Annotated in this window: 15 protein-coding genes; 1 reads left to right on the top strand and 14 read right to left on the bottom strand. The window is 43.8% G+C overall.

From position 1 onward, the window contains the following. Positions 1-7 precede the first annotated feature (7 nt). The gene (locus HMPREF1532_RS11285; protein WP_005929125.1) at positions 8-577 is read right to left on the bottom strand and encodes an RNA polymerase sigma-70 factor; all 570 of its coding nucleotides are present in this window, start codon (positions 575-577) and stop codon (positions 8-10) included. A gap of 304 nt (positions 578-881) precedes the next feature. Here HMPREF1532_RS11285 and HMPREF1532_RS11280 point away from each other — a divergent pair, with 304 nt between their 5' ends. Further along, a complete protein-coding gene (locus HMPREF1532_RS11280; protein ID WP_005929123.1) occupies positions 882-3,224 on the top strand; it encodes a glycoside hydrolase family 20 protein in 2,343 nt (780 codons plus the stop codon). Between the two features lie 215 nt (positions 3,225-3,439). Here the strand turns inward: HMPREF1532_RS11280 and HMPREF1532_RS11275 are convergent, their stop codons facing one another. The 13 genes from HMPREF1532_RS11275 to HMPREF1532_RS11215 form a co-directional block, all read right to left on the bottom strand. Further along, entirely contained in the window at positions 3,440-4,927 is a 1,488-nt protein-coding gene (locus HMPREF1532_RS11275; RefSeq protein WP_005929120.1) for an MBOAT family O-acyltransferase, read from the bottom strand. Next, a complete protein-coding gene (locus tag HMPREF1532_RS11270) occupies positions 4,914-5,843 on the bottom strand; it encodes an SGNH/GDSL hydrolase family protein (RefSeq protein ID WP_148301681.1) in 930 nt (309 codons plus the stop codon). The genes HMPREF1532_RS11275 and HMPREF1532_RS11270 overlap by 14 nt, the downstream gene beginning before the upstream one ends. Further along, the gene (locus tag HMPREF1532_RS11265; RefSeq protein ID WP_005929113.1) at positions 5,797-7,170 is read right to left on the bottom strand and encodes an SGNH/GDSL hydrolase family protein; all 1,374 of its coding nucleotides are present in this window, start codon (positions 7,168-7,170) and stop codon (positions 5,797-5,799) included. Before HMPREF1532_RS11265 ends, HMPREF1532_RS11270 begins: the two co-directional genes overlap by 47 nt. Before the next feature lie 192 nt (positions 7,171-7,362). Beyond that, positions 7,363-7,656 (bottom strand): PG0541 family transporter-associated protein, encoded by a 294-nt coding sequence (locus HMPREF1532_RS11260; protein ID WP_005929110.1) that lies wholly within the window; start codon positions 7,654-7,656, stop codon positions 7,363-7,365. A 61-nt stretch (positions 7,657-7,717) separates the two neighbouring features. Continuing rightward, positions 7,718-10,876, bottom strand: coding sequence for an efflux RND transporter permease subunit (locus HMPREF1532_RS11255; protein WP_005929107.1), 3,159 nt, complete (start codon positions 10,874-10,876; stop codon positions 7,718-7,720). A gap of 92 nt (positions 10,877-10,968) precedes the next feature. Further along, positions 10,969-11,985 (bottom strand): efflux RND transporter periplasmic adaptor subunit, encoded by a 1,017-nt coding sequence (locus HMPREF1532_RS11250; RefSeq protein ID WP_005929104.1) that lies wholly within the window; start codon positions 11,983-11,985, stop codon positions 10,969-10,971. Positions 11,986-12,016: 31 nt separating this feature from the next. After that, positions 12,017-13,372, bottom strand: a complete 1,356-nt coding sequence (locus HMPREF1532_RS11245) for a TolC family protein (RefSeq protein ID WP_005929101.1) — start codon at positions 13,370-13,372, stop codon at positions 12,017-12,019. 26 nt (positions 13,373-13,398) lie between these two features. After that, positions 13,399-14,079 (bottom strand): TetR/AcrR family transcriptional regulator, encoded by a 681-nt coding sequence (locus HMPREF1532_RS11240; RefSeq protein WP_005929098.1) that lies wholly within the window; start codon positions 14,077-14,079, stop codon positions 13,399-13,401. 344 nt (positions 14,080-14,423) lie between these two features. Continuing rightward, positions 14,424-15,920, bottom strand: a complete 1,497-nt coding sequence (gene hutH, locus HMPREF1532_RS11235; protein WP_005929095.1) for a histidine ammonia-lyase — start codon at positions 15,918-15,920, stop codon at positions 14,424-14,426. Continuing rightward, entirely contained in the window at positions 15,917-16,546 is a 630-nt protein-coding gene (locus tag HMPREF1532_RS11230; RefSeq protein WP_005929092.1) for a cyclodeaminase/cyclohydrolase family protein, read from the bottom strand. The genes hutH and HMPREF1532_RS11230 overlap by 4 nt, the downstream gene beginning before the upstream one ends. Positions 16,547-16,572: 26 nt before the next feature. Continuing rightward, positions 16,573-17,826: an imidazolonepropionase gene (hutI, locus tag HMPREF1532_RS11225; RefSeq protein ID WP_005929089.1), complete on the bottom strand. Its 1,254-nt coding sequence runs from the start codon at positions 17,824-17,826 to the stop codon at positions 16,573-16,575. Between the two features lie 38 nt (positions 17,827-17,864). Next, entirely contained in the window at positions 17,865-18,770 is a 906-nt protein-coding gene (gene ftcD, locus HMPREF1532_RS11220) for a glutamate formimidoyltransferase (protein ID WP_005929086.1), read from the bottom strand. Continuing rightward, entirely contained in the window at positions 18,767-20,755 is a 1,989-nt protein-coding gene (locus HMPREF1532_RS11215) for a urocanate hydratase (RefSeq protein WP_005929084.1), read from the bottom strand. Before HMPREF1532_RS11215 ends, ftcD begins: the two co-directional genes overlap by 4 nt. Positions 20,756-20,869: the final 114 nt, after the last annotated feature.

The raw sequence follows: 20,869 nt of genomic DNA, 5'->3' as shown, positions 1-20,869 counted from the left end.
ACTCAAATCACAATGTAATGTGTCCATAAACCAATATCCAAAATAAGAAAGGAGTTAATTTCGTACGTAATTCACGAAGGGCAAGTTCAATATGTTTTTCTACCGTACGTGCCGAAATATGCATTATTTCGGCTATTTCTTTTGCAGATTTATGTTCAAACCGACTCATTTTGAAAATGGCACGCCGTTTCTCCGGCATTGTTTCAATGGTATCCGCAATCGCTTTCTGCATTTCATTCCAAAACAGTTCGTTCTCTGCACTTGGAGTAACTACAGTGTCGTGTACACCATCTAAAAATCGGTCTACTATCTGGTTTTGCTTAGAACGAAAATGATTGTATACCTCATATTTAGCAATTACATACAAATAAGAGTGAATCGATAAATTGCTTTGTAATTTCTCCCTATTGACCCACACTTTGATAAATGTGTTTTGCGTAATATCTTCAGAAATCCATTCGTCCTTCACCAACCCGAATATAAATTGGTTGAAATGTGAATAGTATTTTATAAAAAGTTCTTCAAAACACTGTACATCCCCATTCTTTATGCCGGTTATCAAATCAGGTTCATTCATTACTATTATATTTAAGACTATACAAACATAACATTTTAATAATAAGAAAGAACAATTGTGCCGAACTTTTTCGTTCTCTGATATATTTGCAACTCTCCTATATATTACAGAAGTGTTAAGAAAGGTATAATACGTAATTCAAGGTGAAATATCTTCTCTGATTTTTCCTATTAATTGCGGAGTTACTCTAATATAACCATTCTTTTTATCTAAAAAAGAATCTCCACACTTAATATCTTATTTAAACAAATCATAACTATAATTTTTACTATATTTGCCCGAACTAATACTAATCAATTTTATTATGAGAAAACTTAACCAAGTACTTTTTGCGGTCGCTACATTGACTTTCACTTCATGCAACACGCAAAAGGAAGAAATCAATTATCAGGTAATCCCTCTCCCCCAAGAGGTCGTTGTTAATCAAGAAACTCCTTTCACCCTACAGGAAACTACAAAAATCCTTTATCCGGAAGGAAACGAACTGCTAAAACGAAATGCAGAGTTTTTATCCGGATATATCAAAGAGGCAACCGGAAAAGAACTCGACATTGCAACAATCACGTCGGAAAGTACACCACCCAATGCTATTGTCTTAGGATTGGACAAAAGTATCGTAGAAAAAGAAGGATACGAACTTACAGTATCTTCCCGGCAAATCACCATCAACGGGCAAACACCTAATGGAGTGTTCTATGGTATACAAACCTTGCGAAAGTCAATTCCGGCAATAGTTGCCGGTGCCAAGATCACACTTCCGGCAGTAACCATTAAAGACTATCCACGTTTCAGTTATCGAGGTATGCATCTCGATGTAGGACGTCACTTTTTCCCGGTAGAGTTTGTAAAAGAGTATATCGACCTGCTGGCTCTGCATAATATGAATACTTTCCACTGGCACTTGACAGAAGATCAGGGATGGAGAATTGAAATTAAGAAATATCCGAGATTGACAGAGATCGGCTCGCAACGTTCGGAAACAGTAATAGGACACAACTCCGGCCAATATGACGGAACACCTTACGGAGGTTTCTATACGCAAGAACAAATAAAGGAGGTAGTAGCCTATGCACAGGAAAGATATATTACCATTATTCCCGAAGTAGACCTGCCCGGACATATGCTTGCCGCATTGGCCTCTTATCCGGAATTGGGTTGTACGGGTGGCCCGTATGAAGTAGAAAAAACATGGGGAGTATTCCCGGATGTCATCTGTATCGGTAATGAAAAAGCCATGGTGTTTCTTGAAGATGTGTTAAGCGAGATCGTTGAGTTGTTTCCATCCGAGTATATCCACATCGGCGGTGATGAAGCGCCACGAGACCGTTGGAAAAAATGTCCGAAATGCCAGGCACGTATCAAATCGGAAAACCTAAAAGCCGACAAGAAACATACGGCAGAAGACCGCCTGCAAAGTTATTGTATGTCACGCATTGAAAAATTTCTCAATAGTAAGGGACGACGCATCATCGGATGGGATGAAATACTGGAAGGTGATGTGGCACCGAACGCTACCGTTATGTCATGGCGTGGAATGAATGGCGGTCTGGAAGCGGCCAAGCTAGGACATGACGTCATCATGACTCCCAATACGTATGTATATTTCGATTATTACCAGACGGCAGATACCAAAGATGAGCCGGATGCTATCGGTGGTTGTGTTCCTTTGGAGAAAGTATATAGCCTGGAACCCGTTCCAGCTTCACTAAATGAAAATGAAAAAAAACATATCATCGGTGTACAAGCTAACTTATGGACCGAATATATAGCCACCACCCAGCAAATAGAATACATGGTGCTCCCACGTATGGCAGCCTTGGCAGAGGTGCAATGGACACTTCCGGAAAAGAAAGACTACCGCAACTTCACCAAACGCCTGCCACAACTTTTGGCGTTCTATGACCGTGAAGGTCTCAACTATGGCAAGCACGTATTTAATATAGACTCAAAAATCACGTCTGATCCAGAAAAAAAAGCAGTTATGATAGAACTGAGCACTATCGACGATGCACCTATTTACTATACATTGGACGGAACGGAACCGAGTGCAAAGAACGGAACACTATACAAAGAGCCGATAGCCGTTACACAAGCCGCTAATTTCAAAGCAATCGCCATACGCCCTAACGGTAATAACAGTAAAATCAAATCGGAACAGATCGATTTCAATAAAGCAACTTGTCGCCCCATCGAACTGAAAAACCAGCCGTCTCCTAAATATTCTTATGATGGTGCCATTGTGCTCGTAGATGGTTTAAAAGGAACAAATTCTTATGCCAGTGGACGTTGGCTCGGTTTCCCGGGAAAAGACGTCGAAGCAACCATTCATCTGGAAGAATCTACGGAAATAAGCCGGGTATCAACAGAAGCCATCATCGACCTCAGTGCCTGGATCATGGGAGCCTGTGGACTGAGTGTTGCCGTATCGGATGATGGAAAAGATTTCCGGGAGGTGGCTTCCAAAGACTATCCGATTGAAACAGGTTCTGCTGCTCCTAAAACAACTGAGAGTTACAGCGTAGAATTTCCTCCTGTAAAGGCAAACTTCGTAAAAGTCATTATCAAACATACCCCTGCTTTGCCGAAAGGACATACCGGAGAAGGAAAAGCTCCTTTCCTCTTTGTAGATGAAATAAGTGTGGAATAAGGAAGATGGGAGATAGAAGATAGGAGTTAGGAGTTAGTAGTCAAGTAGTTAAGTAGTTAAGTAGTTAAGTAGTTAAGTAGTTAAGTAGAAATGATTTGTTTGATGTATTTGTCTTAACTATTTACTACTTAGCTACTTACTACTTACTACTTAACTACTTACTACTTACTACTTAACTACTTGACTACTTGACTACTCTATATAAATTATTCCGGCTAAAATTGGAAATAAATAAACGGCTGGATTTCACTGCTCTTCATCTGAATGACCAGATAAATCATAGCGACCATCAATACCGCCTTCCCGAGAAAGGGGAGACGGATTACTCCACGACAAACCACATTCTCCCAACGATCGGGAGCGAAATGAAGTAGAAAGCCCAGCAACATCAAAGCAAAGACTTCCCAATATCCCTCGATTAATTGTGGAAAGAGTTGCGGACGGAACACCGTAAATATCTGCCTCAGCATATCCATTGAATTGTGTATATCGGCATTACGGAAGAAGATCCAGCAGAAACAAACGAAATGAAAAGTGATAATGACACCGAAAACACGGCGGATGCCATGACTCTGTTCCCCTTTTTTACGACCGGTAATACTCATCCAAGCTTTATGAAGTGCTAATGCCACTCCATGGAACATCCCCCAAAGAACAAAATTCCAGGAAGCCCCATGCCACAGTCCGCCCAAAAACATGGTAATAATCAAATTGAGATACTGACGAAACTTCCCGTGCCGGTTTCCACCCAACGATATATACAAATAATCACGCAACCAACTGGATAAAGAAATATGCCAACGTCTCCAAAATTCGGTAATGGAAGCCGACTTATAAGGGGAATCAAAGTTCATGTTGAAATGAAAACCCAGCAAGAGCGCAATGCCGATGGCTATATCGCTATATCCGGAAAAGTCGCAATAAATCTGTAAAGCGTATCCATAAAGCCCCATCAGGTTCTCCACCCCAGAATAAAGAGTAGGATTATCGAATATGCGTTCTACAAAGTTTATGCTGATATAATCGGAGATTACTGCCTTCTTGAAAAGGCCGGCCACAATGAGGTATATTCCACGTCCGAACATTTCCTGCGACACATAAAGCGGCTTACGAATCTGAGGAATAAAATCGCGTGCCCGGACAATCGGACCGGCTACCAACTGCGGAAAGAAAGAGACATAAAAAGCATAATCCAACAGACTGGTCAACGGTTTTATCTCCCGCCGATAGACATCAATCGTATAGCTGAGCGACTGGAAAGTGAAAAAAGAAATGCCCACCGGCAAAAAAATATCAAGAGCCGTGAACTCCCCGCCCATCAATGAAGCAATCACCCCGCCCAAAAAGTTGGTATACTTGAAATAGCAAAGTAAACCCAAATTGAGACACAAACTCAAAACCACCCATGCTTTTCGCCCGTACTTACCGGTAGTACGATCCATCAAACGTGCAAATACAAAATCACCCACAGTGACAAATGCCAACAGGAAAAAGTACGTACCGCTACTTTTATAATAGAAATAATAAGAAAACAGGGTAACAAACAGAATACGTGCCGTGTATTTATATTGTAAAAACACATACACCACCATAAAGGCGGCAAACAGCCAAAGAAATATTCCACTGGTAAATATCAACGGAGCTTGCGGATCGTATGTAAACACTTCACAGAGGCGGCTAAAATCAATGTCAATGGGTAACATAATCGTTATAGGCTTTTATAAGGGCTTCGTATAATAAATTGCCTTGAAGAATATAGCCTTCAGGCATATAATGCACGTGGTCGGGACGCATCAAGCCGGCTTCCTGCCAGTTTTTACAGGCATGCCGGTTACCTCCAACCACATTGTACATATCCCACACAACCAAATGATGATCACGGGCATACTTCTGAATCATATTTACAGCAGTCACCGTCCGCGGATTCACAGCATACGTCCTGCGTCTCCGTTTCTGACGAAAACTTTCGTATGAGCCGGGAGGAGTGGTCAATAAAATCGGAACATCCGGCAAGCTGTCACGAATCAGTGAAATAAGTTCATCCATTTGATGATAATGCAAATTGGAGTTGTAACGCTTATTGTGGCTCTCGTTCGTCCCGAAAGAGAGTATCAATAGTTCCGGCTTCAAAGCGGCAATAGCGGCAATACGGTTAGGATGAGTAAAAGTAAGACAAGTCGCTCCATTGACTCCCATATCTGTATAAGATACCGCGCCGAATGTTTCGGCCAATCTTTGTCCGGTAGTCTGAGGATAGATATGCCCCCGGATATGACTGTCTCCAATATGCAGAATACGTACCGTGTCTTCCAGAATTCCTCCCTTCACCAAACGCAGATGCTCTAATACAGGAGATAAGATACCCAGGCTGTCGATAATCTCATTATATCCTACTTCCTTAAAAGTAGCAGGAAAATCCACCCGGACTTGTATTGTATCATAAAGCAGTTTCATCTCTTTCATCGGCTTGACGCTTTGCATCAGCTTACCTTTCACCGGACAAGCAGGTAAAGGGTCTTGTGCCAGAAGCTTCAAGACAGAAAGAAGACAAAACAACAATACGCACAAAGATTTATTCAGTCTCATAAGCATGTCTCCTGTCGTATTGTTCCTTTCCATAAATCAACGTTTCATAAAGCAATCCGGCCAGATACTTCCCTCCCCGGAAGTTGATATGCGTATAGTCATAATTGGCCATCGACGGCTTGGCGTGTACCAGCTTCGCCATGCTACCGTCTCCACCCATTGCCTCGAACATGTTCCAAAAAGCAATGCCGCTCTCTGCTGCAATATTTTGCTGATAACGAATCAGGTTCTTTACACCAGGCATTGTGCGTAATTCACCCGTATCCGTTTTATAATCACGGTCGCCAACACTGAGCAGCAAGAAACCGGATTGTGGAAAACACTTCTTCAAATGTTCAATAGCAGTAACCAAGCCCTTTTGATAACTGTCATAATTGTATCCGCGCTGGGTAGCCACATTCAAACCATATTGCAAAATGATAAGATCATAAGGGCGCTGCCTGTTAAATTCTTTCAGCATATCGGCAGGAATCGTCCGCAAAGAGAGACCGGAACTGCCACGCAAAGAGAAATTATCGACAACGATACCTTCCGTGCCATCCATAGCCATGCCGTAAAACAGAGTAGAATCTGCCCGGTTTATCGTCCAACGTATAGAACCGATACGCCCGTCGATTTGTAGTTCCTGTAAATGCCCATTAGGAGCAAAACGGTGGTTTTGTATTTCACCGCGATTCACACGGACGGAAAAGTCGACAGTATCTTTAGTGTAGAAAAAGATAGATGCTTCCCGGCAAGTATCCAGTAAAGAAGCATATTTATTCTGTCCACGCAGTTCAACATATGCATTTTTACCGGGGATGAAATAATGCCCTGATATCCCCTGTTTCCGGCGATCAAAATAGACACTATCGGTTACGGCATGGCTCGACCACCCTTCAAAGGTATGCCGCACGGTAGGACGATACCCATTGGTCATGGAAGTAATAGTAACAAAACCTACTCCACAGCCTCCAAAACGCTTTTGCAACATCTCCCGCAAATCCGCAGTAAATATATCGGCTTCAATAAAAGAATCGCCGAAGACAGCGATACGTACCAGACGCCCTTTTGAAGAGACCTCATCCAACGCACGATAAAAAGGTGTCATACCACGTAAGGTAGAATCGCTGTAATCTTCTATACAAGTCATACCGGTGCGGCAAGTGTCTACAAAAATCGGCTTTACCGCCGGCACGGGAGGCAGACTATCTGTATCTAACTCTTCCATATCGGATTTAGACGGACGTACATCGCTTAACAAGTCCACCCGCCGCATGGTATGTCCGTCAATGGTTATAGCCGGTAACCAGTGCATTGCAATCAGAGCAATCATCACAAAGACAATAAGTCCTAACGAATATTTCAGATAATTCTTCATTGCACTCTCTTATTTTTATAAGGAGTTGCAAAGATAATGCAAACCGAGAGCAGAATAAAATGAACGAGTTCATTTTTTATGCCAAGATGCAGCTCATCTTTGCTTGAAACCAAAGATAGATAAACGCATAAAAAAAGGAAAATCCATATGATTCATGAGATTCTCCTTTCTTATGTTAATGATCGATACGAATCAGATCGTCCGTTCTATATTCCAAACAAATGCCCGCAGTCCGAGCTGTTCCGTTTGCAAATCCATTTTATGTAAAGTATCCAGTAGCGGATCTACTTTTTCGTCTTCAACTACCGACAAGATGGCCGAACACATACTTGGCCAGGCATGGCTTCCGAAGTGTGGGTCACCGGTCTTTGAGCCACGTCCCTGCACACGCTCCAAATAGGTAAAACCACGGCATCCTAAACGATCCAATAGAGCTATGATACGTTCATAATAGGCCTGGTCGAATGTTATTAATACTGATTTCATTATTTCATAGGGTTATTTATGAACTATAAGCCACAAGGGAGCAGCTTATAGTCCTATTTTGTTATTTCTTTATAATCTCGTCTTTATGCGCTTCGAAATAGACATCGAGTTCGCGTTTACGCTTCATCACCTTACGCTGATGCTTGATACCCGTACCGGCGAATATACAATACAGCGTCGGGATCAGAACCAGTGTAAGAATGGTAGATACCGTCAAACCGCCAATTACGGCAATTGCCATCGGGCTCCACATTTCCGAACCTTGTCCACCGCCAACTGCCATCGGAATCATACCGAGAACGGTTGTGGCAGTAGTCATCAATACCGGACGAAGACGACTCTTACCGGCGGTTACTACAGAGTGCAATACCGACTGACCGCGTTCACGACACAACGTAATATAGTCAATAAGCACAATACCGTTCTTTACCACAATACCGATCAACATAATGGCTCCCAGCAAACTCATGACACTCAATGTACTGTTGGTAAAGAACAAAGCCATCAATACACCGCTGAATGCAAACGGAAGGGAGAACATAATGATAAACGGATAGGTCAACGATTCGAACTGTGCCGCCATCACGATGAATACCAGAATCACAATCAAGACTGCCAAAGTTCCCAAATCACGGAACGAATCCTGCTGGTCTTCATAGGAACCGGCCACCTGTATCGTCACTTCCGAAGGCATTTCCATTTTGTCAATGATCGCATTACCGGCATTCACCACGTCACCCAACGGTGCACCGGAAATAACAGCAGACACGGTAACAATACGCTCACGGTCTTTACGCTCGATAGTAGGCGGTGCAAAGCGTTCGACTACCGTACCGAGGTCTTTAATACGAACGGCCTCACCTTTAGCATTGTATACCAGAATGTTTTCAAGGCTTTCGAGACTCGTGCGATATTCAGGAGCATAACGCACTTTGATATCATACTCATCTCCATCTTCACGATACTTCGAAGCGACCGCGCCGTTAATACGGTTCCGCAGATAAGTTGCGGCTGTAGAAAGATTCAATCCATGCAATGCTAACTTCTCACGATCAAAATCTACCTGATATTCCGGCTGGTAATCACTACGGCTGATATTTACCTCAGACACTCCTTTCACATCCAGCAACTGACGTTTCAAACGGGCAGCCACACTATCGGTAGTAGCCATATCATAACCATAAATTTCAAAGTCGGCACTTGCCTGGGCAGACATACCGGTGTTACTACCACCAAGAATAACCTGCGCTTTACTGAACTCCGGATATTTCTTCAATTCCTCGCGCATTTCATCACAGACCTGTTCCAGTGTAATATCACGATCGCCCGGATCCACCAAACTGATATTGAAAGAGATAATATGTGAACCGTTGTCCTGCATCGAAGCAAATGTATTATCCGAATCGGCCTGTCCTACAGTGTAGTTACATACTTTCATAATACCTTTGTAGTGCTCCAACCAATAATTGGTCAGCTTCTCCGAAATTTCCTGTGCCAGTTCCTTACGGGTACCGATCGGTAATTCCAGTTTTACGGCAATACGGGCATTATCCTGTGCCGGGAAGAATTCCGTACCGATCCCTTTGGCACAGAACAAACTGGCAACAAAGAACACGATACAACCGATAACTATAACCGAACGGTGACGAACCGACCAGTTCAACATACGGGCATACCAGTTATCCAAACCATCCAGTGACTTCTCGATAGGACGGTAGAACATCGTAAACGCTTTCGACTGTTTCTTCTGAAGCTTCAGCAACTGGGCGCAAAGCATCGGAGTCAATGACAAAGCAGCCACGGTAGAAATAAACATGATAGCACACATCATCCATCCCAACTGTTTGAACATGACACCGGACATACCGCTCACCATTGTCAACGGGAAGAATACGGCAATCATCGTCAACGTAGACGCGATAACGGAAATAGCAACCTCATTCGTTCCGTGAACGGCTGCCTGTTTCGGATCGGAACCACGCTCAATATGCGTAGTAACGTTTTCCAATACTACAATGGCATCATCCACCACCATACCGATAGCAATAGAAAGCGAAGACAATGAAATGATATTAATCGTATTCCCGGTAATGGCCAGATAAATAAATGAGGCAATCAATGAAAGCGGGATAGTGATACAAATAATCAGCGTAGCCCGCCAACGTCCCAAGAAAAGGAATACCACGATTACCACAAACAACAAGGCATAGAGCACCGTTTCAGCCAAACTGTCGATTGTATTCAGAATGTTATCGGAAGTATCTACGATAACCCCCAGTTTCACATCGCTCGGCAAATTCTTCTGCAAACGGGGAAGCGCTTCCTCCACTTTCTTCGAAATCTCCACAGAGTTGGCACCGGACTGTTTCTGTACGACAATCATCGCACCCTTCACTCCGTTATTATAAGTTTCCTGTGCACGCTCTTCCACCGTATCCACCACCCGGGCTACATCGCGCAAATAGATGCTGGCACCATTATAGGTTCCTACCACAACATCCTCCAACTGGCGGGAATCCTGAAACTCACCCTCTACGCGCAACGAATAAGTCTCATTACCAATATCGAAATTACCACCCGGAATATTCTTATTCTCGGCACCGATAATGGAGCTGATTGTCTCGACCGACAGATTATAAGCCTCCAATTTGTTCGGGTCGCAATAAACCTGGATTTCACGTTGCGGCGCACCACTAATAGACACTGTACCTACACCGGGGATACGCGCCAAAGGATTCACAACGCGGTCGTCCAATATCTTATAAAGTGCCGACTGGCTTTCATTGGCCTGTACTGACAACAGTACAATAGGAATCATGTCCGTACTGAACTTGAAGATGATGGGATTCTCCACATCATCGGGAAGCTGTGAACTTACCATATCGAGTTTGTCACGGACATCATTCGTCAATACGTCGATATCATTACCAAACTCGAACTCCAACGTAATCAGAGACATATTTTCTGACGACCGGGAAGTGATATGCTTCAAATTACTGACAGCATTCAACGTATTTTCCAACGGCCGGGTTACATTATTTTCTATATCCGAAGCACTGGCGCCCGGATAAGCGGTCATTACCATGATCGTATTCGTATCGATATCCGGATACAAGTCGATAGGCAACTTTGATAAAGAGAACAGACCAAAGATCACCACTGCAAGGAAGCAGAGGGAGGTCATAATCGGTTTTTTTACCGCTCCTTCGTATAAACTCATGTTATTTTAGTGATTAGTTGTTTAGTGATTAACGATCAATGAAAGCATATAACTATGCCGGCCACTTATCACTCATCACTAATCGTTAATACTTATTTTTCTACCTCTACTTCAGCACCGTTTATCAAGCGTGTCTGCCCGGCAATCACCACTTGAGAGTTGTTGGGTACACCAGACTTCAACTCATATTCCGTACCCATACGACGTCCCAGTTCTACCTTGTTGTAGGAAACTTTTCCATCTTTGTATACAAATACATAACGGTCACCGGAACCGGCCTGCTTCACAATAGCCAAATCTGGAACAACCACATTATCCTGGGTTCCGAAATTGAGAGTGGCACGGGCAAACATTCCCGGACGAACACGCTGGTCCTTATTCTCCAATTTAATCTCTACCGGGAAAGTACGGGTAGCTGCATCTACCGTCGGATAAACCAAGCTGATCTTTCCTGTAAATTCTTCGTCTCCATATACATCGAGTTTTACAGAAACGGGAGCGCCTTTCTTCACCTTTGTAAAATAAGTTTCAGAAACATTGATCATCAATTTCACCGGAGTAATCTGTTCTACCACCAATACCGGATTTCCACCGCTATACATATCACCGTTGTCATAATTACGCGCAGTAACCACACCATTAATGGGGCTAACCAATGTGGTATTCTCCATCAGGTTTTTATAAGCAGTTTCCTGTACTTCAAGTGCCATTTTCAAAGCATCCCACTCCGATTTAGAGGTACCGCCCACTTTATAAAGTTCATCGGCACGATTAAATTCGAGACGTTTGTTTTCAAGCTGCAATTTCATCTGTTGCAGATTGGCAGCATCCATCAGTACCAATTTCTGCCCTTTGGAAACGCGATCGCCAACTTCAACAAAAATCCGGTCGATTCTTACTGGAGACGACGGTGCTATATTATTCTTGACTTCTGCTTCTACAGTTGCCGTATATTCTTGTATCTGGTCTACAGGGCGTGCCGTTACATCTGCCAATTTCACTCTTGGTTTTTCTTCTACTTTTTCAGCAGCCTTCTGTTCATTTCCTCCAGTACATGAGCCCAACAGCGTAAGGGCAAACAGGGCTACTAATTGGATACTCTTTTTCATATCGTTTTCTATGTTATTTTATTTTTCTGATTTATTCTGTTATCTCTTCTCTTCCTAATACCTGGTCAAGGTCTGCCTTAGATACCAGATAATCATAAATTGACTGGTTGTAAGTAAGTTGTGCCTGAGTCAACGCCACTTCCGAATCGTTCAATTCAAGAATAGTCCCCTTACCTACTTCGTAACGTTTCTGCGCAATCAAACGCCCTTTTTCAGCCTGAACTATATTTTCTTTATTGCTGACTACCTGCTCAGTACTCGCTGCCATATTATCGAGATAACTGGTGGCTTGCATCGTCAATTGACGTTCCGTATTCACACGATTCTCAGCCAATTGTTGTATCTGGATCTTTGTCTGTTTCACTTTCGTAAAGTTACTTGCTTTGAACAAAGGGATACTCAAACTCAATCCGACCGTTGAATAAGGGAACCACTTATAATGCGCCATCTTAAAATCATTGTTCAACGAAGTATACATATAGCTGAACGATGCCGCCAACGTAGGCATGAAGTTTGTACGCAATAATGACAGGTTCTTTTCCAGCAAAACACCGTTCATATCCATCTGCTTCAAGCTGCTATTATTCTGCAAGCTCAACGGATCAGCGCTTAACTGACGACGAAACATGACCATTTCATAGTCTTTCAAATTACCCTCGACTGCCACAGGAATATCCGTATTCATCCCCATCAGCACCTGCAATTGCAATCTGGCCAGATTAATGCCGTTACGGGCGGAAACAACCCCCGGCTTCAAACTACGTACCTGCACATCTGCACGAATCTTATCGTATTCGCTCACAGTTCCCTGTGCATATTTAGCACTCACTATCTCAAAGTTAATCTCTGCCTGATTGTAGCTCTGCAACATTACTTCATAGCTATCCTGCGCCAACAGCAATTGATAGTATGCTTTCGTCACTTGGTTTATCAAATCCAATTTGGAAGAACGGGCCTTTTCCATAGCCAGATCCACATCTGCTTTAGTCAGATTTATACTCTTATAAAGAGCCGGTGCAAAAATCGGCAGATTCACCGTCAATCCTCCACTGTAAGAGTTGTCCGAACCGACCTGAATAGTTTGCGCCTCGCCTGCGAAGTCCATCACCATGGTCTGTTTTTTCAGGGTACGCGAGTAGCTTCCTGACAATGCCACTTCCGGAAATAATCCTCCATAAGCTTCCTTCTTTGCTTCTTTTTTCAATTGGATTTCCTGATCGGCCACCCTCATGGTGGGATTCTCGCTCAGTGCAATCTCCAACGCTTTATCCAAAGTCAAGGTCAAGGTATCTTTCACCTCTTGCGCCCGTACCAAGCCACCGGTAAAGACAGCCAGCACTACAGCCAGAAGTATCTTCTTGCCCAATAATTTTCTCATTCTGTTCATAAAATCAATTTTCTACTTTTTACATTTTAGTTGTTTATCAATCCGAAAGGGTTATTTTCTGCGCGCTCTATTCTATTTTTCCGATATTCCTGTATAAATGTTTCCAATACTTTTGCTCCTTTTTCCGTAGCAATTCCCCTGATAAAAGTGAACATTATAGATTCATAAACTTCCAAAAAAGGATATTCACTACAAATATTCGTATTCAGCAATAAATCAAATTGCTCACGAACCAACAAATTGATAATCGCAAAATTGACATCATCACGAAATATCCCCTGCTCTACTCCGGACTTGAAGAAAGCAATCGTACTTTCCGACTCTTTTTCGCGACTGTTCTTCATCATATTATATATACTGGGGTATTTCTTCAGATCTTCAAAAAAACGCTTGTTGGTCTTATGAAACATCTCGATACTTTTCTGGAAACAGACTAAAATAACTTCCAGTACATTAGTCGATTCAGCAAGAAGATTTTCCAAAAACTCATTCTTATCAACTTGATTTTTCAAAAGAACCTCTCTCAACAGAGTTTCTTTGTCCTCAAAAACTTCATAAAGCGTACGTTTCGATATACCTAACGAAGTGGCAATATCATCCATCGTTATGCTTTTAATACCATGTGCAGTGAATGCTTCGGTCGCCTTCACAATAATTCTATCCCTCAATTCCGCTCTGTTGGAAGTTTCTTTTGCGTTATCACCCATCATCCGTTTCTTTATAATTAGACTTCTAATTGCCAATGATTCCATAATTTATAAATAATGGAAGCGGGACAAAGATAGATAGAAAACTCAGATTACGAATTTAGTTTCCATATAAATCCCCTACATTTGATAATTATTATAGGTTAATAAGCAATCTGAAAACAAGTGTTAACATTTAATCTATTGCAAAAATAGAAAAACGACTATACGCCGAAAAAGTTTTCTCGTCGACATAAGGGTAATAATCGATAAACAACGGATATATTCCGATAAATCACCGGGATATATCCGTTGCTGTTTTCCTTGTATCGAGTGTTGTTTGCACGCAAAAAAGAAAGCAGTTTTCAATAATCGAACTTTGTACGGTTGAGGAAAGCGACTGTTTTATGAATCTCTTTGTACATTACAATATCGTCTTTAACAAAAGGAACCTCCTTACGATACTCGGTAAGGAAACGCTCCAATCTCGGAGAGGTTTTCTCCGGACGCCGGAATTCAATGCCTTGGGCGGCATTCATTAGTTCGATGGCCAGAATATGCTCCAGATTGTCCATTACCTTATATAGCTTCGTAGCAGCATTGGCCCCCATGCTGACATGGTCTTCTTGTCCGTTGGAGGAAACAATGGAATCACTGGATGCAGCATAGCAGTACATTTTATTCTGACTAACCATTGAGGCGGCTGCATACTGAGGAATCATAAATCCGGAATTGAGTCCGGGATTGGCCACCAGAAATTCCGGCAATCCACGAAGCCCCATAATAAGTTGTGCTATACGGCGCTCTGATATATTTCCAAGCTCGGCAAGGGCGATGGCAAGAAAATCATAGGAGATGGCAAGAGGCTGGCCATGAAAATTTCCACCGGAAATGATACGGTCGTCATCGGGAAAAATGGTGGGATTATCCGTTACGGAGTTAATTTCGGTCAGTAGCACGGAAGCGACATAACGGATGGCATCTTTAGTAGCACCGTGTACCTGCGGAATGCAACGAAACGAATAGGGGTCTTGTACATGTTCTTTGGGTCTGGAAATGAGTTCACTACCTTCAAGAAGAGTACGAAAGGCTTCACCGGTTTCTATCTGCCCTTTATGCGGACGAATCTGCTGGATACAGTCCATGAAAGGTTCTATCCGGCCGTCAAAAGCCTCAAGAGAAAGGGCGGCTATGAGATCGGCTCTTTTAGAAAGCCGGAAGGCCTTAAGAATAGCAAACACACCGTTGGCGCTCATAAACTGGGTTCCGTTGAGCAGGGCAAGCCCTTCTTTACTCATCAGTTTCACCGGTTCCCAGCCAAATTCATCGAGCACACTGATAGCTTCACGCTTCTTGCCTTTATAATAAACATCACCAACTCCGATCAATGGCAAAAAGAGATTGGCCAATGGCGCCAGATCACCGGATGCCCCCAATGATCCACGGTCGTAAACGATGGGCATTACATCGTTATTAAAGAAATCTAAAATACGCTGCACAGTAATTACCTGTACACCACTATGTCCCAATGAAAGGGCATGAGCCTTAAAAAGCATCATTAATTTAATAATCACCGGACGAATTTCTTCGCCGACACTGCATGCATGACTCTTTATAAGGTTCTCCTGAAGAGTACCCAACTCATCAGGAGAGATGTTTTTATTGCACAACGAACCGAAACCGGTAGTTATACCGTAAAGAGGGGTGTTGGAAGCAGCAATCTTCTGATCCAGATAATCGCGACATTTCTGAATACGCAGCTTTGCTTCGGGAGCAAGCTCCAGTTTCAGATTTTCATTGATAATGCGTTCGATAATATCGAAAGTAAGTTCACCGGAACCTACGTAATAAACGTTATTCATACTCTTAAATCCTGATTGACTATATCCAGTAATTCTTTCTCTTTTTCACAGGTCTTACGTTCCAGTTCATCGGCTTCGGACTGGAGTTCTGCGACAAATGCTTTATCTTTTAATGTTCCAAGATTTATACGGACATTCATCAAAGCTCCCAGTACGGCAGACCGGGCGGACATCATAGCAACACAGGCATCAGTCACCGCGTTTCGGTTGCCCAGTCTGGCCACATCGGCAATAATAGCCATTAGCTCATAAGCATTGCGTGCCACCTGCATAGGCACGAGAGCGGCAAACCGTGTTGCTTCCTGGATGGCAGCGCTACGGGCACTCTTCTCGTCCTCTGTCGATTTAGGCATCCGAAAACAATCGAACACTTTATTATAAGCCTCAGAATCACGATCGACATCAATCAGAAACTCCTCTTTCTGACGAATGGCAAGGGTCTGGATACGCTGCATCTGTTCTTCATTCTCTTCATATCCTTTCTTACCGACAGTCAGCCCTGCAACCATAGCTGCCAATGCGGCTGCTATAGCACCGTTAAGAGCGGCAATACTGCCACCACCGGGAACCGGATCACTCCCGGCCACTTTAGCCAGAAAATCTTTGACGGTTGAATCTACTAACATAGTTATTTTCTTTTTTATTTTTATCATTAAACTACGGGATAAAGAACTCCGTTCTTTATCGTGGTATTCACACAATTCATACCTATATAATAAGGTAGAATATTATAATCTGCTGAGTCGAGTACTACAAAATCACCCTGCTTGCCGACCTCGATACTGCCGATTCGGTCTGCACGATTCAATGCGGCAGCCCCATTCAGGGTAAGCGCAGTGATGGCTTCTTCGATGGTAAAGCCCATATAAATGCAGGCCAAAGCAAAAGTGAGAGGAATAGAACCGGAAAAACAACTGCCGGGATTGAGATCGGTTGCCAAAGCTACGGCACAGCCGGCATCTATCATGTCTCGCCCTCGGGCATAAGGTTCTTTCAGGGCAAATGCAGTCAGAGGAAGCAAGGTAGCCACCACTCCGGCATCGGCCATAGCACGAATACCGGCATCAGAAGCATGCAGCAAATGATCGGCGGATAAGGCTTTCAGCTCGGCAGCCAGCTCGGCACCACCTAAAGAAACAATTTCGTCGGCGTGGAGTTTCAACAAAAAGCCTTGTTCTTTGGCAGCAGCAAGCAGACGCCGGGATTGCGCGATGGAGAACACACCTTGCTCACAGAATACATCGCAACATTCTGCCAGTTCATTCTCACGAACCAACGGAAGCATTTTGTCGATAAGAAAATCGATATACGCATCACTTTCTCCCGCATACTCCGGTGGCAAAGCATGTGCACCCAAGAAGGTGGAAACAATATCCACCCGCTTGTGTTCATCATTATTCAAACTGCGCATGACTTTCAACTGCAGCAGTTCGGTCTCGCGATCGAGCCCGTAACCACTCTTGCCCTCAACCGTGGTAACCCCCATCGTGCTCATCTTTCTCAGAAAACTTTCCGCTTTGGTACGCATCTTTATAAAGTTCAGCTCACGGGTTGCTTTCACTGTGCTGGCAATTCCTCCCCCACGCTGCATAATGGACATATAGCTTTCACCTTTCAGCCGCCAGGAGAACTCTTCGGCACGCTCGCCACCAAAAACAAAATGGGTATGTGAATCTACAAAACCGGGTAACAAGCATTTCCCACGGGCATTATAGTGCCAATAACGGTGATAAAAGCCATCACGCTCCTCACCGCGATTTTCACCGACATAAGTGATAATGCCATCGGTCACTTCCACCGTTCCGTTTTCAATTACATGCAACCGGGACATTTCCTTCCCCTTTCGAGCCGAGAATCCCAGAGGGGTCACAACCTTTGCATTAAATATTATCAGGTTTTCACTCATTATAGTTCATTATTATCAGAACACAAATTTGCCTTCTCCTATTCCTCCATAATCCGCGCTTCAAGCACTTGCTGCATCGAGAAGTTCTCTAAACCGAGGTAATAGGAAGCCGTATCTATCAATGCTTCCATCGGAACAAGACCGATAATCTCGCTACCCACAATACTGACGCCATACCGACGGGCTTCAATACGTACCAGTTCAAAGGCACGATAAAGGGCGGTTTTCGTATAATCGGTCATATTAATGGAAACTTGTGTTATTCCACGGTCTTTCAATTCAACTCCCATCGCCTTGCAGTAACGCAAGCCACCGCCGATAAAACGGATTTTCTTGGCAATGTCATGGGCAATCTCCAAATTAGGTGTACTGAGATTGATATTGTAAGCTACCAATGGCATACGGGCACCGATGGCGACGGTTCCGGCAGTCGGATGCCGTTCAGCAGGGCCGAAATCAGGAGTCCATTCGGGAAGTTTGATCTTTTCAGCCATGCCTTCAAATTCTCCTTTGCGAACAACTGCCAGATTTTCACGATGAGGGGCGGAAGCAGACTTTTCATAAAGGAAGACGGGAAGGTGGTAGAGTTCTGCCACTTTTGCACCCACTTCTTTGGAAAGGGCGATGGCTTCCTCCATAGTAACATTCTTTATCGGAATGAAAGGAACAACATCAACGGCTCCCATGCGTGGATGTTGTCCGGTATGATGATTCAGATCGATAAGTTCAACGGCAATCCCGATGGCTTCGATCACAGCATCACATAGTGCCGCCGGCTCACCGACAAGGGTTACGACCAATCGGTTATGATCTTCATCATTACTGTAATCAAGTAGTTTCACGCCGGAACGGGCCCGGAATGGGGATACTATTTTATCTATTTTCTTTAGGTCGCGTCCCTCGCTGAAGTTAGGGACACACTCAATGATCTTATTCCAATTCATAGTTGGGCAATTAATTTATTAATAAGCTCTTCATCTGCTACGTAAGGCATGGTAATGTGATAATTATCACCGTGGGTCGTGTTAAAAGTTTCACTCGTTTCCATGGCATGCCCGTTACGGGCCCACGAACGGCGGGCCACACCTCCCATCACGTCCCAAAGCATGGCCGAACGCAGAATCTCATCGACACGTTCGCTACCATCGCACACCATACCGAATCCGCCGTTTATGGCCTTTCCGATGCCTACTCCTCCCCCATTATGCAAGGCAACAAGACTCATGCCCCGTGCACAGTTACCGGCAAAACACTGCACGGCCATATCAGCCATCACATTACTTCCGTCTTTGATGTTGGAGGTTTCACGGAAAGGAGAATCTGTACCGCTGACATCATGATGATCGCGCCCCAACATGATAGGACCGACTTCGCCCCGCCGCACCATTTCATTGAAACGAAGAGCGATGTTCATCCGTCCCACTGCATCTTGATACAAAATACGGGCTTGAGTGCCCACCACCAGACGGTTCTTCTCTGCATCACGTATCCAGTTATAATTATCCAAGTCTTGCCCTCGGCGATTCACATCAATACATTCCATCGCAGCATGATCGGTCTTTATCAAGTCTTCGTGCTTGCCGCTCAAGCATACCCAACGAAAAGGACCATATCCATAATCAAACAACTCCGGCCCCATAATATCTTCCACATAGCTGGGCCAGATAAAACCGTCCTTTTCGTCCGTACCATTCCGGGAAATTTCCCGGATACCGGCATCATAAATGGCTTTCATAAAAGAATTTCCATAATCGAAGAAATAAGTGCCACGCGCCACGAGTTTCTTTATAACTTCAAAATGACGGCGCAAGGCCTGGTTCACCAAAAGACGAAATTTTTCGGGAGATTCATGCAACATCCGGGTGCGTTCCTCAAATGTCAGTCCGGCAGGACAATAACCTCCTTCGTAAACAGCATGGCAGGAGGTTTGATCAGAGAGCAATTCAATCGATATATTTTCTTTTTCCGCATATTCCAGCAGATCAACCACATTACCATGATAAGCGACCGAACAAGGCTCTCGACGCTCCATCGCCTCATATACGATACGGAACGCTTCAACTATACAATCGGTAACATGCCCTACCCATCCCTGTTTGTAACGGGTTTCGATACGCGAAGCATCCACTTCGGCAATGATACAGGCGGCTCCGGCAATTTCCGCCGCTTTGGGTTGTGCCCCGCTCATTCCTCCCAAGCCGGAAGAGGCAAACAAATGTCCGCGCAAATCTTTATCTTGAGGAATACCGAGTTTCATCCGTCCGGCATTCAATAAAGTATTGAAAGTACCGTGCACAATACCTTGCGGCCCAATATACATCCAGCCACCGGCCGTCATCTGCCCATAATTGGCCACTCCCATCTGCATGGCGATGTGCCAGTCACGCTGATTATCAAACTGCCCCACCATCATGGCATTCGTAATAATCACTCGCGGAGCATCGGGGCGCGAACGGAATAATCCCAACGGATGTCCGGACTCGATTACTAAGGTTTGTTCCTGTGTCAGTTCTTCAAGATATTGCTTTATAAGACGATACTGCATCCAATTCTGGCATACTTGTCCGGTTTCACCATAAGTAACAAGTTCGTAAGGGTAAAGAGCGATATCGAAACAGAGGTTATTATCAATCATCACTTGAAAGGCTTTCCCCTCTATGCACTTTCCCCGATATTCATCGATAGGTTTGGCTTTCAAATCTCCTGTGGGACGGAAACGATAACCGTAAATTCTTCCACGAGTACGAAGTTCTTCCATAAACTCTGGAATAAGTTGTTCATGAAGTTCGGTAGGAATGTAACGTAAGGCATTCTTCAAAGCCATGACCGTCTGTGCCGGGGTAAGAGTATAGCCGCGATCCGGTGCTCGCCGTATGCCTTCCACAAAAGCCGGATAGGCAGGCAAAGTGTTGCTGAGAGTTATTTTCATAATAAACGATGATTAAGGATTACAAACTGTCAGTTTTTACAGCCTGATAACTCTCCGCAAGATAAATAAAAGAGATGGAATTACAAAGTATTCGGAATATTTATTATCAAAAAG

The sequence above is a fragment of the Bacteroides salyersiae WAL 10018 = DSM 18765 = JCM 12988 genome (assembly GCF_000381365.1).
GTDB classification, from domain to species: Bacteria; Bacteroidota; Bacteroidia; order Bacteroidales; family Bacteroidaceae; genus Bacteroides; species Bacteroides salyersiae.
Note: the sequence above shows the minus strand (reverse complement) of the source record. Positions and strands in the feature narration are given on the sequence as shown.

Excerpts from the sequence above, each read along its gene's own strand:
- HMPREF1532_RS11285 (WP_005929125.1), bottom strand. The coding sequence starts at position 577 with ATGAATGAACCTGATTTGATAACCGGCATAAAGAATGGGGATGTACAG.
- HMPREF1532_RS11280 (WP_005929123.1), top strand. The coding sequence starts at position 882 with ATGAGAAAACTTAACCAAGTACTTTTTGCGGTCGCTACATTGACTTTC.
- HMPREF1532_RS11275 (WP_005929120.1), bottom strand. The coding sequence starts at position 4,927 with ATGTTACCCATTGACATTGATTTTAGCCGCCTCTGTGAAGTGTTTACA.
- HMPREF1532_RS11270 (WP_148301681.1), bottom strand. The coding sequence starts at position 5,843 with ATGGAAAGGAACAATACGACAGGAGACATGCTTATGAGACTGAATAAA.
- HMPREF1532_RS11265 (WP_005929113.1), bottom strand. The coding sequence starts at position 7,170 with ATGAAGAATTATCTGAAATATTCGTTAGGACTTATTGTCTTTGTGATG.
- HMPREF1532_RS11260 (WP_005929110.1), bottom strand. The coding sequence starts at position 7,656 with ATGAAATCAGTATTAATAACATTCGACCAGGCCTATTATGAACGTATC.
- HMPREF1532_RS11255 (WP_005929107.1), bottom strand. The coding sequence starts at position 10,876 with ATGAGTTTATACGAAGGAGCGGTAAAAAAACCGATTATGACCTCCCTC.
- HMPREF1532_RS11250 (WP_005929104.1), bottom strand. The coding sequence starts at position 11,985 with ATGAAAAAGAGTATCCAATTAGTAGCCCTGTTTGCCCTTACGCTGTTG.
- HMPREF1532_RS11245 (WP_005929101.1), bottom strand. The coding sequence starts at position 13,372 with ATGAACAGAATGAGAAAATTATTGGGCAAGAAGATACTTCTGGCTGTA.
- HMPREF1532_RS11240 (WP_005929098.1), bottom strand. The coding sequence starts at position 14,079 with ATGGGTGATAACGCAAAAGAAACTTCCAACAGAGCGGAATTGAGGGAT.
- hutH (WP_005929095.1), bottom strand. The coding sequence starts at position 15,920 with ATGAATAACGTTTATTACGTAGGTTCCGGTGAACTTACTTTCGATATT.
- HMPREF1532_RS11230 (WP_005929092.1), bottom strand. The coding sequence starts at position 16,546 with ATGTTAGTAGATTCAACCGTCAAAGATTTTCTGGCTAAAGTGGCCGGG.
- hutI (WP_005929089.1), bottom strand. The coding sequence starts at position 17,826 with ATGAGTGAAAACCTGATAATATTTAATGCAAAGGTTGTGACCCCTCTG.
- ftcD (WP_005929086.1), bottom strand. The coding sequence starts at position 18,770 with ATGAATTGGAATAAGATCATTGAGTGTGTCCCTAACTTCAGCGAGGGA.
- HMPREF1532_RS11215 (WP_005929084.1), bottom strand. The coding sequence starts at position 20,755 with ATGAAAATAACTCTCAGCAACACTTTGCCTGCCTATCCGGCTTTTGTG.